10 protein-coding genes and 1 tRNA gene are annotated in these 13,004 nt (G+C 70.1%); 3 read left to right on the plus strand and 8 right to left on the minus strand.

Annotated features, from left to right (window positions below):
• Nucleotides 1-54 precede the first annotated feature (54 nt).
• Nucleotides 55-1,356, minus strand: coding sequence for an extracellular solute-binding protein (locus FRCN3DRAFT_RS0205055; protein WP_007513032.1), 1,302 nt, complete (start codon nucleotides 1,354-1,356; stop codon nucleotides 55-57).
• 402 nt (nucleotides 1,357-1,758) lie between these two features.
• Between FRCN3DRAFT_RS0205055 and FRCN3DRAFT_RS0205060 the strand changes: the two genes are divergently transcribed.
• Nucleotides 1,759-2,985 carry an ABC transporter ATP-binding protein gene (locus FRCN3DRAFT_RS0205060; protein WP_035924341.1) on the plus strand — a complete coding sequence of 409 codons (1,227 nt, stop codon included), beginning with the start codon at nucleotides 1,759-1,761 and terminating at the stop codon, nucleotides 2,983-2,985.
• Between the two features lie 113 nt (nucleotides 2,986-3,098).
• On the opposite strand, the gene FRCN3DRAFT_RS54830 is transcribed toward FRCN3DRAFT_RS0205060, so the two are convergent.
• The 3 genes from FRCN3DRAFT_RS54830 to FRCN3DRAFT_RS0205075 all read right to left on the minus strand — a co-directional run bounded on the left by FRCN3DRAFT_RS54830 (nucleotide 3,099) and on the right by FRCN3DRAFT_RS0205075 (nucleotide 6,559).
• On the minus strand, nucleotides 3,099-4,172 hold the full coding sequence (locus FRCN3DRAFT_RS54830; protein ID WP_007513029.1) for a DUF3618 domain-containing protein: 1,074 nt from the start codon (nucleotides 4,170-4,172) through the stop codon (nucleotides 3,099-3,101).
• Nucleotides 4,148-5,188, minus strand: a complete 1,041-nt coding sequence (locus tag FRCN3DRAFT_RS57370) for a phage holin family protein (protein ID WP_342435274.1) — start codon at nucleotides 5,186-5,188, stop codon at nucleotides 4,148-4,150. Before FRCN3DRAFT_RS57370 ends, FRCN3DRAFT_RS54830 begins: the two co-directional genes overlap by 25 nt.
• Nucleotides 5,189-5,290: 102 nt before the next feature.
• On the minus strand, nucleotides 5,291-6,559 hold the full coding sequence (locus FRCN3DRAFT_RS0205075) for a DUF4407 domain-containing protein (RefSeq protein ID WP_007513025.1): 1,269 nt from the start codon (nucleotides 6,557-6,559) through the stop codon (nucleotides 5,291-5,293).
• Between the two features lie 615 nt (nucleotides 6,560-7,174).
• On the opposite strand from FRCN3DRAFT_RS0205075, the gene FRCN3DRAFT_RS0205080 reads away from it, so the two are divergent.
• Nucleotides 7,175-7,609 carry an SRPBCC family protein gene (locus tag FRCN3DRAFT_RS0205080; RefSeq protein ID WP_007513020.1) on the plus strand — a complete coding sequence of 145 codons (435 nt, stop codon included), beginning with the start codon at nucleotides 7,175-7,177 and terminating at the stop codon, nucleotides 7,607-7,609.
• Between the two features lie 8 nt (nucleotides 7,610-7,617).
• Here the strand turns inward: FRCN3DRAFT_RS0205080 and FRCN3DRAFT_RS0205085 are convergent, their stop codons facing one another.
• Together FRCN3DRAFT_RS0205085 and FRCN3DRAFT_RS55915 are read right to left on the minus strand one after the other, a co-directional pair.
• Nucleotides 7,618-8,394, minus strand: coding sequence for a peptidoglycan-binding protein (locus FRCN3DRAFT_RS0205085; protein ID WP_007513018.1), 777 nt, complete (start codon nucleotides 8,392-8,394; stop codon nucleotides 7,618-7,620).
• A gap of 349 nt (nucleotides 8,395-8,743) precedes the next feature.
• Nucleotides 8,744-9,790: an MFS transporter gene (locus FRCN3DRAFT_RS55915; protein WP_232793927.1), complete on the minus strand. Its 1,047-nt coding sequence runs from the start codon at nucleotides 9,788-9,790 to the stop codon at nucleotides 8,744-8,746.
• 320 nt (nucleotides 9,791-10,110) lie between these two features.
• Here FRCN3DRAFT_RS55915 and FRCN3DRAFT_RS0205095 point away from each other — a divergent pair.
• Nucleotides 10,111-10,183 (plus strand) — tRNA-Lys (locus FRCN3DRAFT_RS0205095).
• A gap of 815 nt (nucleotides 10,184-10,998) precedes the next feature.
• Here FRCN3DRAFT_RS0205095 and FRCN3DRAFT_RS0205100 read toward each other — a convergent pair.
• Together FRCN3DRAFT_RS0205100 and FRCN3DRAFT_RS0205105 are read right to left on the minus strand one after the other, a co-directional pair.
• Complete coding sequence (locus FRCN3DRAFT_RS0205100) at nucleotides 10,999-12,132, minus strand: pentapeptide repeat-containing protein (RefSeq protein ID WP_007513012.1); 1,134 nt, start codon at nucleotides 12,130-12,132, stop codon at nucleotides 10,999-11,001.
• A gap of 82 nt (nucleotides 12,133-12,214) precedes the next feature.
• Complete coding sequence (locus FRCN3DRAFT_RS0205105; protein ID WP_035924345.1) at nucleotides 12,215-12,949, minus strand: ferritin-like domain-containing protein; 735 nt, start codon at nucleotides 12,947-12,949, stop codon at nucleotides 12,215-12,217.
• Between the last annotated feature and the right edge of the window lie 55 nt (nucleotides 12,950-13,004).

Raw genomic sequence — 13,004 nt, forward strand, 5'->3', positions numbered from 1 at the left:
GGCGGAACAGCGCCGGAGCCGGGATCGGGATCGGTGCCGGGACCGGGGCCGGGGTCAGCGGGCTGCCCGTTGCGCCTCGGCCAGGGCGTCCTTCCAGGCCGTGTCCGGATCGGCCTTGCCCTGTTCGACGAGCTGGATGCCGTGTTCCTCGATCGCCTGCCGGATCGCGCCGTGCTTCGGGCCCTGGTACTGGGGAACCAGCTTGAGGGCCGACTCGCCGAAGATCTTGCCGGTCGGCGCGTTGTTGAAGAACGGGTCGGTGAAGCCCTGCACCGTCGGGTCGTTGACGGCTCCGATGGTGGACGGCATGTTGCCGACCGTCTTGAAGACCTTCACCTGGTTCTCGGGCTTGGTCAGGAAGTCCATCAGCTCGTAGGCGAGCTTCTGGTTCTTGCTCTGCGCCGGGATCACCAGCCAGGAGCCGCCCCAGTTGCCGCTGCCGCCGGGAACCGTGGCGACGTTCCACAGGCCCTTGGTCTCCGGCGCGTTGGTCTTGATGTAGCCCGCCATCCAGGCCGGGCAGGTCAGGGTGGCGAACTTGCCCTGCTTCATGGCCGTCGTCCAGTCGTCCGCGAACGGGACCAGCTTGGCGGACTCGCCGTCACCGATGGCCTTCATCACGTTGTCCCAGGCCGTCTTGATGGCCGGGTTGGTGTCGACCACGAGGTCTTCCGTGCCCGGCTTGTAGTAGGCCGTGCTCTGCTGGAACATCTGCGCGTTGTAGAGGTTCTGGCCGGCGTCGAAGAAGGAGGCGCCGGTGTTGGCGTCGCGGAACTTCGTGCCGGTCGCGAAGAACTGGTCCCAGGTCGGCCACAGCGCGCTCACCGCGGCCGGGTCGGTCGGGAGGCCGGCCTTCTGGAACAGGTCGGTGCGGTAGCACATCGCCAGGCCGCCGACGTCCGTGCCGAGGCCGAGCTGCTTGGTGCCGTCAGGCGACAGGAAGGCGTTCCACTTGGCCTCCGGGTAGTCGGCCTTCCGGCTGGTCGCGCCCAGGTCGAGCAGGTTCGCGAACAGCTCGGGCTCGGCCTTGAACTGGGCGACGAAGCCCTCGTCGACGCCCTCGATGTCCGCCGCGCCGGAGCCCGCCGCGAGGTGGTTGACCAGGGCATTGTGGTGGTCGTTGTACTCCGAGACGGACTCGACGATCTTGACGCCTGGATGGCTGGCCTCGAAGGCCGCGTACAGGCCGGCCTCCTTGTAGCCGAAAACGCCGAACGTGTTGATGTGGAGCGTGGTCGTACCGTTGCCGCCCCCACCTCCCTTGTCGTCACTCCCACCACACGCTGCCGCCGTTAACGCGGTGGCCAGGGCCACCGCCCCGGCCACAGCCGCGAAGCGGCCACGATGTGCCCTCATGAAGCCCTCCCTCTGGCTTCCACGCCCACCGCACTGATCGCGTGTGAGCGCTCTCATGGCTTCGAAACTGTGAACGGCCGTTGCGTTGCTGTCAAGAGTCAGTTGCTCCGAGGTTTCGGAATACCCAGCGAGCATCACTCGCTACAACCGGTGATTTCCGGTGGTCAGCGAGGCGGCCGCGCACCGGAGGCCGACGGGGGCTGGACGTGACCGGGCGCACCATGCAACCCTGAATCCCGCGACGCCCCGCCATGGAAGTCCGGGGACTCCCTCCCCCGCGCGTCCCGCCGAGGCGGCCATCCATATCTGCCGACCTTCGGGCGGCTCTCCGGTAGCCCGTCGGGCCGCCGGGAGACGGCCGTGGTCCGCCACACCCGCATGGTGGAAGGGAAGAGGGAGCCCATGTCCACGATCGAGCTCCGTGACGTCACGCTGACCTACGATGTCCGCCCGGTTCTCGACCACATCAGCCTGACCGTCGAGGACGGCGAGTTTCTCGTCCTCGTCGGACCATCCGGCAGCGGAAAGACGACCGCGCTGCGCATCGTCGCCGGGCTGCTCCAGCCCACCTCGGGCCAGGTGCTCGTCGGTGGCCGAGACGTCACGAGGGTCCCGCCAGCGGACCGCGACCTGGCAATGGTCTTCCAGAGTTACGCTTTGTATCCGCACATGACGGTGCGCAACAACATGGCGTTCGGGCTCCGGCTCGCCGGCGTCCACCGCAAGGAGCGCAACGACCGGGTGGAGCGCGCGGCCGAGATCCTGGGCATCACCGAGCTGCTCGACCGGCGGCCGAAGGCCCTGTCCGGCGGCCAGCGCCAGCGGGTCGCGATGGGGCGGGCGATCGTTCGCGAGCCGCGGGCCTTCCTCATGGACGAGCCACTGTCGAATCTGGACGCGAAGCTGCGCACCCAGGTCCGCGCCCAGATCGCGCGCATCCAGCGCACGCTCGGGGTCACGACCCTCTACGTCACGCATGACCAGATCGAGGCCATGACCATGGCCGACCGCATCGCGGTCCTGCACGACGGCCGGCTCCAACAGCTCGGCACCCCCGAGGACCTGTTCTCCCGCCCGGCCAACGTCTTCGTCGCGGCGTTCATCGGCAGCCCGCCGACGAACCTCATCCCCGGCACGCTCACGACCGAGGACGGCGAGACCGCGCTGCGCGTCAGCGGTCAGACGCTGGTTCTGCCCGCGGGCATCGCCGCGGCCGTCACCGCGTCCAGCACTCCGGACATCCTGGTCGGGGTACGGCCGCACGACGTCGAGATCAAGCCGCCGGACGGTCCGGCGCTCGCCCTCGAGGTAGACATCGACCTCGTCGAGCGGCTCGGTACCGAAACCCTCGCGCACGGGGAGATGGTCACGGGCTCGGTCAGCGGCGCCGCCGCCCAGGCCGCGCACGCGATGGTCACCGCCGACGACGAGTTGCCCATCGACCCGGAGAAGCATCGGTTCACCGCGGCGCTGGACCCGCGCACCCTGGTCACCTCCGGTGGCCGGATGCCGTTCTACGTCGCGGCCGAGCGTCTGCATCTGTTCGACGCCGAGACCGGCGTGACACTGCGGGCCGCCGCCGCGCCGCTGGTCACCGCGGCCGCCACGGCCGCCGCGCCCGCGGCCTGAGGGAGCGGGCGTTCACGGTTCCGCCTGCCCCGCGGCGCAGGCGGAACCGTCGTTCCGCTCCCACGGCCCACCTGACTTGCCTGGCTATCTACGACCTGGCCGCCTACGAGAAGCTACGAGGGTCGTCGCGTCCGCGACTCGCTCGTCTTCCGGGAGACCGCCCTGGCGGCGGCCGCGGGCGGAAGATCTGGTCGCCAGTAACGGCGCGTGCTGTCCGCGGCGACCCGCAGCTCCGTCTCCTGACGGCCGGCGTGCCGTACCAGCCGAGCGCCGACGGCGGCCATCACGACGGACGCGCCCGCCAGGCCGATCTCCTGGCCGTGACCGCCCGTATTGATCTTGTGGATCTTGTGGGTGGTACCGCGCCCGGCCTTGGTGCGCCGGCGCGACGCAGGCTCTCGTCCGGTTGCCGTGTCCTGCCCGCTCGGGCGGGACCGGGCCGTCGAGGCGGGTTCGCTCATGCCCGCGGGTCCAGGTTCCCCTGGCCCGGCGATCTCCCCGGTTCCGTGGGCGCCAGCCCTTGCACCTGCGGTAGCGGAACGAACCGGTCGAGATGTGGCACCGCTGGTCTCGCCGGTATGAAGCGTCCGCTCCGGCGATGCCGACGAGTACAGCCCCTCCCCGGCATAGGCGTATGAGCTGCGTTCTGACCGTGAGCTGTGCTCTGGCTGGTCGGCCGGGTAACCGACGTGGCCGACGTGGCCGACGTCGCCGGCGGGTCCTGCCGGGTAGGGCTCGAAGTCCGGCGCTCCCGTCGTAGTCGCGGTCGTCCAACCATCGCTCGCGGCCCGACGTCGCTCGGGCTTGTCGGCGCCCTGATGGCGCCGGAAGAAACGGCCGCGGTGCTTTGCCTCGTCGGCTTCCCGATGGCGCCGGGCCTCTCGGGGCTCCCGCTTGCCGCGGCTGTCGGCGTCGGCGAGTCGGGCGCCCGCCGCGCCCGCCTCCCCGTTGCCGGTGTGGCCTTCGCCGAGGTGGCCGCTGCCGCGCAAGGTCAGCCGTTGGCGGATCCCGCCGGCACCGACGCCCGCTCTCGCCCGCATGGATGCGGCCGCGTCCCGCGCGTCGTGGACCTTGCGGCCGGCGACCCGGCCTGGGCTGTACCGGTCGGTCAGCTCGTCGATCTCGGCGCTGATCCGGTCCCGAGTCTCTTCGATCTCAGACCTTATTTCCTCAGGCCGCTCGCCCACCGCACGTCCTCCTTCAGCGTCTCAACGGTCTGAGTCGGCGCGGGATGCACCTTCTTGACCGTTCGCTTGGCAACGAGACCGAGCACGGCCGCCGAGAGCACCAGGATGGCGGCGACGATCAGCGCCGCCCAACCGAGCGCCATCACCTCCGACAGGCCGAACATCGCCGCCAGCAGCAGGAACAGCACCGCGAAGACGGCGGCTCCGCCTGCTCCGGCGAACATTCCGGCGCCTTTGCCCGCTCGGTTCGCCGACTGACGGACTTCCGCCTTGGCGAGTTCCACTTCCTTACGGATTAGCGTCGACATGTCGGCCGCGACGCCGGAGACAAGCTGTCCAGCCGATGGACGAGATCTCTTGCCCCCGGTTATCTGTCCGTCCGCCGCCGCTTCGGCCTCCGTCGGGATAGCAGCCGTCCGTACAGCGACCCTCGGCGCAGCCGCCGTTGAACGGGTCATCGCGGGTGAGGCAGCCGTCGCCGTGGCCGGGGTGGTCGTCGCGGCCGGAGTAACCGTCGCGACCCCGGAGCTTCTGGCCGACGCCCGGATGCTCTCCGGCATCTGGCCGACCGGCGTGATGATCGGCTCGCCGGCTGGCGGGCCGCCGGCACTGGCTCCGGTCACCGCGGACGCCTGGGAAACGGACCGGGCGGATACGTCGGACACTTCTGGATATGTGTCGGGGAACGGCGCACGGTAGGTGGTCCCGCCCCGGTGCGCGTCGCCCGCCAGATCCGAGTCCATTGGGTAGGGCTTGTCGACGAACCCCGTTCGATCCGTGGCGCGGTGGCGCGTCGTGGCCGCGTGCCCGGAGAGGTCCATCGGACTGCGTCCTCGCGTTCGTCGCGACGAGCCGGCAGGGTCGAATTCCCCGGTCGACGCGGACCTGCCTATCTTTTCCGACGCATCCGTTCCTTCCGATACGCCCATTCTTTCCGATGCGCCCGTTCTCTCCGACGCGTCGGTCCCGATCCCCAGATCCTCGCTGTACGGGCGCTCCTCGAGATCTGGAGGCACCGTCCCAGTCGACTTCGACCGTTGCGACCTCGTCATGCTGCCTCCCTGCGTCTGAATAGCTCGAGGGGACGGGCGCGTGGTCGATGCCCGGCAGACGAGGAGTTAAGCCTCCTTCGAGTCGCGCCTTCCCCGTGACGCGGGAACCCCGGTCTGGGTCGGCGGCGGCGGGACGGTGGCGGGGAGCCGGTGCGCTCGGCGCAGGTCGTCGGCCTGGCGGTCGTGTCCGAGCCGCCGCTCCTCACGCAGAAGCGAGGCCTCGGCCGTGTCCGTGTCCATCGACGTGGCCAACCGCAGTTCCTCCCGAGCGAGCGCATACTCCTCGTAACGGGCGGCCATGTGCTCGGCCACCTCGTCAGCCCGGCCGCGACGGGCCTTCGCATTGCGGTTCAGCTGGAAGGCGTCGACGAACTCGTTGGTCTCGCCTTCCCAGAGAGCGGCGCGTTCCGCCCGGGAATACGAAGTCCGGTCGAGGCTGCGCTTGAACAACAGCGGGGCAAGGTCAATGCCGAGAATCAGCAGACTGAGCAGCACACGCCAGGCTTTGACCGAATTGTCGTCGGCCGTCAGCCGCCAGAAGCCCTTCTCCCGCATGAGCAGGTCGTTCGAGCCTCGGATCTGCGCCCACTGGGTGTCGGCGTACTGGGCACGGCGCTGGTCGCGGCTCGTCCGAAAGGAGTCCAGCCTGGCCTGGGCGGCGTCACGCTCCGCACGAAGCTTCGGCACCTGGGCCGTCGCTGCCTGGAGCTCGCCAAGCTTCACCTGATAGACCGGCCCACGCCCACCGAGGCACCCGTCGCCACCGGTGAGCTGGCAGTTCACCTCGCCGGTCTTGGTCGTCACCAGGTTCTCCGCCGCGGTCAGCTGCGCGCGCCGGTCGGCCAGATCCGTGGCGAGTCTCGCCTCGGTCGTGTGCTGGCTCCCGTCCCAGGCGGCGAGCACTCCGGACAGCTCCTCCTGACGCAGCTCGGCCACCCGAGGCTGGATCGACGAGTCGAAGAACCGCAGCAACAACGACTCACCGACCAGGATCGCGCCGCAGACCGCGATGAATATGCGTATGGCCCCGGTCGGCAGCCAACGGCGCGGCCGGATTTCCTCCTTCTTCCCCTTTCCCTTGACCCGCAGCGGCCGGACGGTGAGCAGCACCGAACGGTCGATGAAGAAGATGAACGCCGCGTAGAACAGCCCGTACGGCAGCGCCGCCAGCGTCGAGGTGCCAAACCCGAACGCGGCGACGGAGGCGCCCGCGTAGGCGGCCAGCGCCGCGGTCAGCAGCATCAACGCGCCGGCGCTGGTGAACCGGGACCGGTCTCGCTCAGCGACCGCCCGGTGGTCGGCACCGGTACAGCCGATCAGCAGGTTCGCGGCCACCCGCCGGGCGCTCGCCCGCGGGCGCCGCGGCACACCCCGGCCAAGGGCCGGACCGGCCGCTGGACCAGCGGCTGGACCAGCCGCCGCATCGGCCGCCACATCAGCCGCCGCATCGAGCGCTTCATGGCGCTCGTCAGTCTCGTAACGGTCGGTTGCGAAGGAATCAGCTTCGTCGTAGTAATTCCCGTAAGGCCTGGTATCACCGCCAGATCCACCCGGCTCATACGTCTCATACGTCTCATACGTCCCACGCGCATCGTCACCATCGTCCGGGTACGCCTGATCCGCGTGGTCCTGATCTGCCTGGGCGGGGTTGGCCTCGCCGTCGCGGCCCGACGGTAGGCGCGAACCGGAGGAGCCATCGACGAGCTCACCACCGCGCAGCCGTTCGCCGCCGGAGTCCATGCCGGCACCATAGCCGCCACCATCACTCTCCGCATTCAATCATTGACACTGTGGTAGCGGTTGGGGCCGGGGGTGCCTGCCGGCCGCGCGGCGCCCCGAGCGGCTCGTTAACGTCTGCGAGAGGAGCGGGGTCCGCCGCGGTGCGCACCCACGGCCAGCGGCATCGGGACCCCGCGCCATCCAGCGCCGGGCTGAACGGAGGACGGGTCGATGGGGCAGATCAACGTCGTGGCGGAGCGTTCTCTCGACGCCGCGCCCGACCGGGTGCTCGAGCTGGTGTCCGACTACGAGGGGACACGCCCCCAGCTGTGGCCGGCGAACATCACCGATTATCAGGTGCTTGCCGGCGGCAAGGGACCGGGCACCCGGATCTCGTACCGGCTGCACGCGACCAAGAAGCGGATCCGCGACGTCACCGCCGAGGTGACGGCGCCGGACGAGCAGACGTTGGTCGAGTCTGATCAGAATTCCACCCTGCGGACGGTCTGGCGGGTACTCCCTCAGGGCACCGGCAGCACCGTTACCGTGACGACGACCTGGACGGGCGCGGGCGGCGTCGGCGGGTTCTTCGAGCGGATCTTCGCGCCGATCGGCGTACGCAAGCTGTGGACCGCCGTCCTGGACAACCTCACCTCCCGCGTCTGACGCCCGGCCTACCAGACTCGGGCGAGGACGTTGGTGACGTAGCCGGTCATCCGGTCAAGCTTGGGCTTGTCATCGGGGTTGCTCGCCGACAGCTTGCCCTGGGCCCAGTCAGCCGCCCAGGTCGGCACATTGTGCGCGGCGATCACGTAGATCCAGTTCTTGACCCACCGGTCCGAGTCGATTCGGTCGCGCATCGCGTGCGCCGTGGAGTCGAGCGCCCAGTAGGGGTCCAGCGCGTTGTCCTTGGTGATGCCGGGCAGAGTGGTGTTCCACTGGCACAGGCCGAAGTCGGAGTTCGTGTAGTAGCCGATAGCGCCCGGGTCCCAGTTGCTCTCGATCGTCGTGATCCCGCGCAGCAACCCGCGAGGAACGGTGTACTTCAGCGCGTAGCGGTCCGCGATCGGCATGAACAGGGCGTACGACGTCTCCTTGTGGACCAGCCCGAGCGGGCTGCGCTCGCTGGCCGGGAGGTACATGTCCCGGTTGATGGTGGGCTGCTTCTGCTGCTGAAAAGCGATCAGCGCGTTACGGGTCGTCTGGGTGAACTTCCCGTCGGTGGGGATCGCCGTCTTGGTCGCCTGGTGCCAGTTCAACGCGCGCTGGATCGCCTTCACGCCCGCCTGGACCGCAGCGATGTCATCGGCGGTGCTGCCTTCTGGAGCCCGCTCGCCGGCGCCGATCCCGTAGTAGGACCCAAACCCGTCGCCCGCGGCGTTGATCGTTCCGCCCCGACCGTCTGATGGCCAGCCTCCCCGACCGACACGCACTTTCTCAGGTGTCGTCACGCTCGCCCCTAGTCTCTAATCCCTGGTCCCTCGTCCGCACCACCCGGCCAGTAGCCAGGGTTCCGCGGCAAGGTTAGGGGTGGTCCGGACCCTTCGTGCCCGAATCGCACGAACCAGCCAGACAACCGCGGCCGTCGATCATCGATCGACGGCCGCTGGGGCTCGACAGATAGGTTCGGTCCCTGTCGGAGCGGCTTCGCCGCTCCGACAGGGACCGCTGGGAACCATGGTCACTGCCTCTAGTGACCGATGGCGTCTGAACCGGCCTGGCCGCGGCGCTCGGCTGACTCAGGCGCTGGGCCGACTCAGGCGCTGGGCCGACTCAGCTGCCCCGCCCGGCCCTCGACCGTCAGTCCTGGTGCCGACCACCGATACCGTGCCGGGCGAGGGTCCGGCCGATCTTCCCGCCGAATCCCTCGTGCGGCGCCTCATGACGACCACTCGCGGCGTCGCCGGCCTGAGCGGTGTCGCTCGGGTAGACCTCGTGCCCGGTGGTCGCCGAGTCCGCGCCCCGCTTCCCGCCTTCGACCCGCTCCGTCCGGACGTTCTCGGCCCGGTCGGACGAAGTGGTGCGGGTGGCTTCGCTCGGGTACACGTCCCGATCGGCGGTCTGGTCCGCCCGCTCGGCTCGCCGGCTACGGTCGAAACGCCCGGTCGAGGCCGAGGTCGAAGCCGGGGCCGCGCTGACCCGCTCGTCGCGGTCGGCACGCCCCGCCCCCACCGGCTCCGGCTCGGCCTGCCGCGCCCGGCGGCCGCCGAAGAGGCCGCCATGACCCTCACGCGCCAGCGCCTTGCGGTGCGCACGCATCTGGGCGTGCTCGATGTCGCGAAGGCTGCGGACGCTGAGCCGGCCCTGCGCGGTCGACGCCAGGTAGAGGATCACGGCGCCAAGCCCGTAGAAGAACATCAGCCAGGTCGTCGCCTGCCGCGCGGTGCTGCCCATCGGGGTGCCCAGGTCACCCAGGTGCCACGGCGTGGCCAGGGTCGGGCCGATGATGAACCAGGCGCCGGCCGCGATCGCCAGCCATGCGCCCAGCATCGTCGTTCCGCGGTTCGCGCTCGCCGTCAGCATCAGTCCACCGACGAAGGCGGCGATGCCTGGCAGAACCTCAAGCCAGAACCGCGCCGCGGTCCAGTCCCAGGTCTGCGTCCCGCCGAACCCGAAGTCGAAGGCGGGGCCAATGAAGGGTACGAGGGCGCCCCACGCGCCGAGGACCATCAGCAGCAGACCTGCGACGGCGCCGCGGCTTCGTGGGATCCGCCAGCTACCTCTGGCACGGTTGAATCCGGTATCTCCGGTGAGGCTCATCGGTCGGCTCCCTCCACAGCAGTTCAGCCGGTCGGTGCCCAAAATCCCGACTACTAACCGGATCCGCCCGAACAGATGACCCAACATGCACTCAGAGTGCCAAGATTGCTACAGAAGGTGCCTGGTGTCGCGTCTCCTGCGCGCAGCCCTGATCGGGAAGGCCCGCCCGACAGCGCCGGCGACCACATCAGCGCCCCAGAGCACCGCATCCTCGCGTGCCCGTCGACCACTCGGCGTGAACGGGGCGGACCAGCCAGCACGCCCGAGCGCACCCCAGCCCGACAGAGGCCGACGGCGATGGGGGGCGCTCCGGCCGCCCGGTCGCTCAGCCTCCGCGAAGGCTGAGCGCAGCCTGAGCGCACACGAAGCCACCAGCACCCCGGCCTGCCCGGGTACGATCAGCCGACGGGCCGTTAGCTCAATTGGCAGAGCAGCCGGCTTTTAACCGGCGAGTTCAGGGTTCGAGTCCCTGACGGCCCACCCTCGCCCAGGTCTGTGACCTGCATGTTCGTGCCGCTCTCGACGCCCTCCGATGGAGTCGAAGGGCTGGGCATGCCGCGCCCGAGCGGGCTGTAGGGCACGACGCCGATCCCCAGCTCGCGGCAGGCAGGGAAGACGTCCTGCTCCGCCACGGGCCCGCGCCGCCCTACCGGTCGCCATCTGTTCGGGCGTCCTGCTCAGCCGGCTGCTGCTGGGCCAGACGGCGTCCAACAGCCCCGACGCGAAGGACCTCACATCCCATAGCTGCATGCCGCCCTCGATGCCGTGGCGATGGCACCGAATTCCGCACCAGAACCGACGCCAGCGAAGGACCCGGCCGAGGCCGACCTGACCCGCGCCGCTCCGTCGACGCGCTGTCCGTCAGCCAGCCCGACCCTGTCTGACATGAACCCGACGCCTTCCGTGTCCGCGTCGGGGCCACGGTGCCCACCACAACCGGCGAGGATGGCCGTTGACGCCCCGCGTCGACTGCCCGGCACCGGAAGGAGCACCGCCTTGGCCCGCTACGTGTGTCCCGACTGCAAGACCAAATCCCAAAAGGTGCCAACCCGGGCTGAGGCCGCCGCGTTGTTGGAGACCCATCGCCGCTACTTCTGTACGGCACGGCCGGTCGCCCGCGGCTGGCGGAGAGTTATCAGCCGCTGACTGGGTGCCCTCGGGAGCGGCCGTTCGGCGCGGCGCGGCATCACTTGGTGGGAGGCCCTTCTACCGTCCCCCACCGCCCCACCGCCCCACCGCCCCACCGACCCACCGGCGCGGCCGCCTCGATGATCCGCGAGGTGGGTTCTCGGCTGTCAGAGGGTGAGCGCGCGGATGGTGAGGTCGGTGGGCCTGATCGGTGACGCGTCGGAATAGGCGCGGATGTGCCGGGCCAGGGCTGGAGTCGGCCAGCGGGTCGTCTCCGGCCAGTCCGGGGACTCCGACCAGGAGACGCCGTCGAGTCGTGCCCCGGTCAGGTCGGCGCCGGTGAGGTCCGCGCCGACGAGATCGGCCCGGTGGAGGTCCGCGCGGGTGAGGATCGCGCCGACGAGGCGGGCCTCGCTCAGATGGGCACCGGTCAGGACGGCGTCGTCGAGCCGAGCGCCGGTCAGGTTGGCGTTGGCGAGGTCCGCGCCGTCGAGGTTGGCCCGGGACAGGCGGGTCCCGGCGAGGTCGGTCGCGGTGAGCTTCGTCTTGGCGAGTACCGCGCCAGTGAGGTCGGCGCCGGTGAGGCGGGCCGCCACGAAGGTGGCGAACGTCAGGTCCCGGCCGGCGAGGCGTGCGCCGACGAGTTGGGCCCCGGGGTAGTGGGCGATGGTCCAGTCGATGATCTTCTCGACGCGTTGCGGTACCAGTTCCGTGGGCTCGTCGCTGGCGGGCGGCGGCGCCCAGCCGGCGCGGCATTCCGGGTAGAAAGCGGGCAGCGGACCGCCTGGGGCTGGCCGCGGCCCGCGGGCGATCTCGTCGTCGCCACGGTGGACGACCTCGGGCGCGGGCGGCGCCGGCCAGATGCTCACCGCGTGTTCCTCCAGCGGCGGGTCGGCGTCGAAGCAGGCAGTACCGGCGGCCCGCGCGGCGTCGCGTCCTCTCGCCCGCACGCGGACCCGGTACCAGCCAGGCCCGCCGGGCGTCAGGTTCCACAGCTCGGGCGGCCCGCCGCTGTCCAGGTCGCCGAGCCAGGTCCGGCCCGCGTTGCTGTGATGACTGATGTCCACGACCATGGGCCAGCCATCGAAGGCAGCGGGGGGCTCGTCGTCGCGGACGTCGACGGTGATCCGGATCCATCCGGTGTGGGTCCCGCAGACCACAGCCAGGTGCCCACCACCCGCCCCGACGAGCGAGTTCCCCTGATGGGCCTGGCTCAGGCCCACACCCTCGGGGATCACGTTGTAATCGCACAGGTAGTACTGGCTGTAGCCGACACGGAAGTCATCGGTCGCCCACCTCACCGACTGATCATCGCAGCCGCGATCGAAGGCGGTTCCATTAGCGTCTGGGTTTGGGCGTGGTGTGGGCGTGAACGCCCCGTCACTAGCCGGTGGGAGTCTCGGCTTGGTCAGCCGGACCGGCGGCGAGTGCGGCTTTGGCGACGGGGGCGAACAGCCGGAGCGTGTCGGCGAAGTAGCGGTTGGGGAATACCCCGAACAGGCGCAGGGCGGCGCGGTGATTGATCGCGAGCACCGCCGCGGACACGGCGAGCAGGGCCCACCACGCGGCGGCGATCAGGGCGCGCGTCGGCCCGGGCAGGCCGGCGAGGTCCAGGCGCAGACGGCGGACGTGGAAGGGAACGTGCTCCTGCTCGTCGGTGAGGATGCGCGCCGCGACCTCGCGGGTCAGCTGGTCGCCGGCGCCGTCACGGACCATCTGGAAGTAGCGCAGCACGCACACCTCGGCGACGGTCAGGACCAGCACCTCGCGCGGCAGGCGGGCCCGCCAGCGCAGCGAGCGGAAAATGGTGTCGCTCCAATGCGCCGCGATCGTCGGCCGCCCAGCGGCGATGAGCAGCCGGGCGAGCAGCCGCGAGTGGTCCTGCTCCTCGGCGATGAACAGCCGCGTGGCTTCGAGGTAGCCGGGGTGGCCCGCCCGCGCGGCCGCCCGCATCATCCCCGCGCCGTCACTGGCCTCGCCGACCTGGATTCTGGCGAGGCTGATGGCCAGCGCCCTGGGAATCTCGGCGCCCGCTCTCCAGTCCGGGTCGGGCCGAAACCTGTTCGCCTCGAATCTATGTCGCCATGAGTCAAAGGCTTCTGACGCATCCTCGGGCACGAGCCATGGTTGCACAGCGTTGGAAAAGACACCCAGATTGTCATTTTTCGCGACG

The organism is Pseudofrankia saprophytica, assembly GCF_000235425.2.
Taxonomy (GTDB): Bacteria; Actinomycetota; Actinomycetes; order Frankiales; family Frankiaceae; genus Pseudofrankia; species Pseudofrankia saprophytica.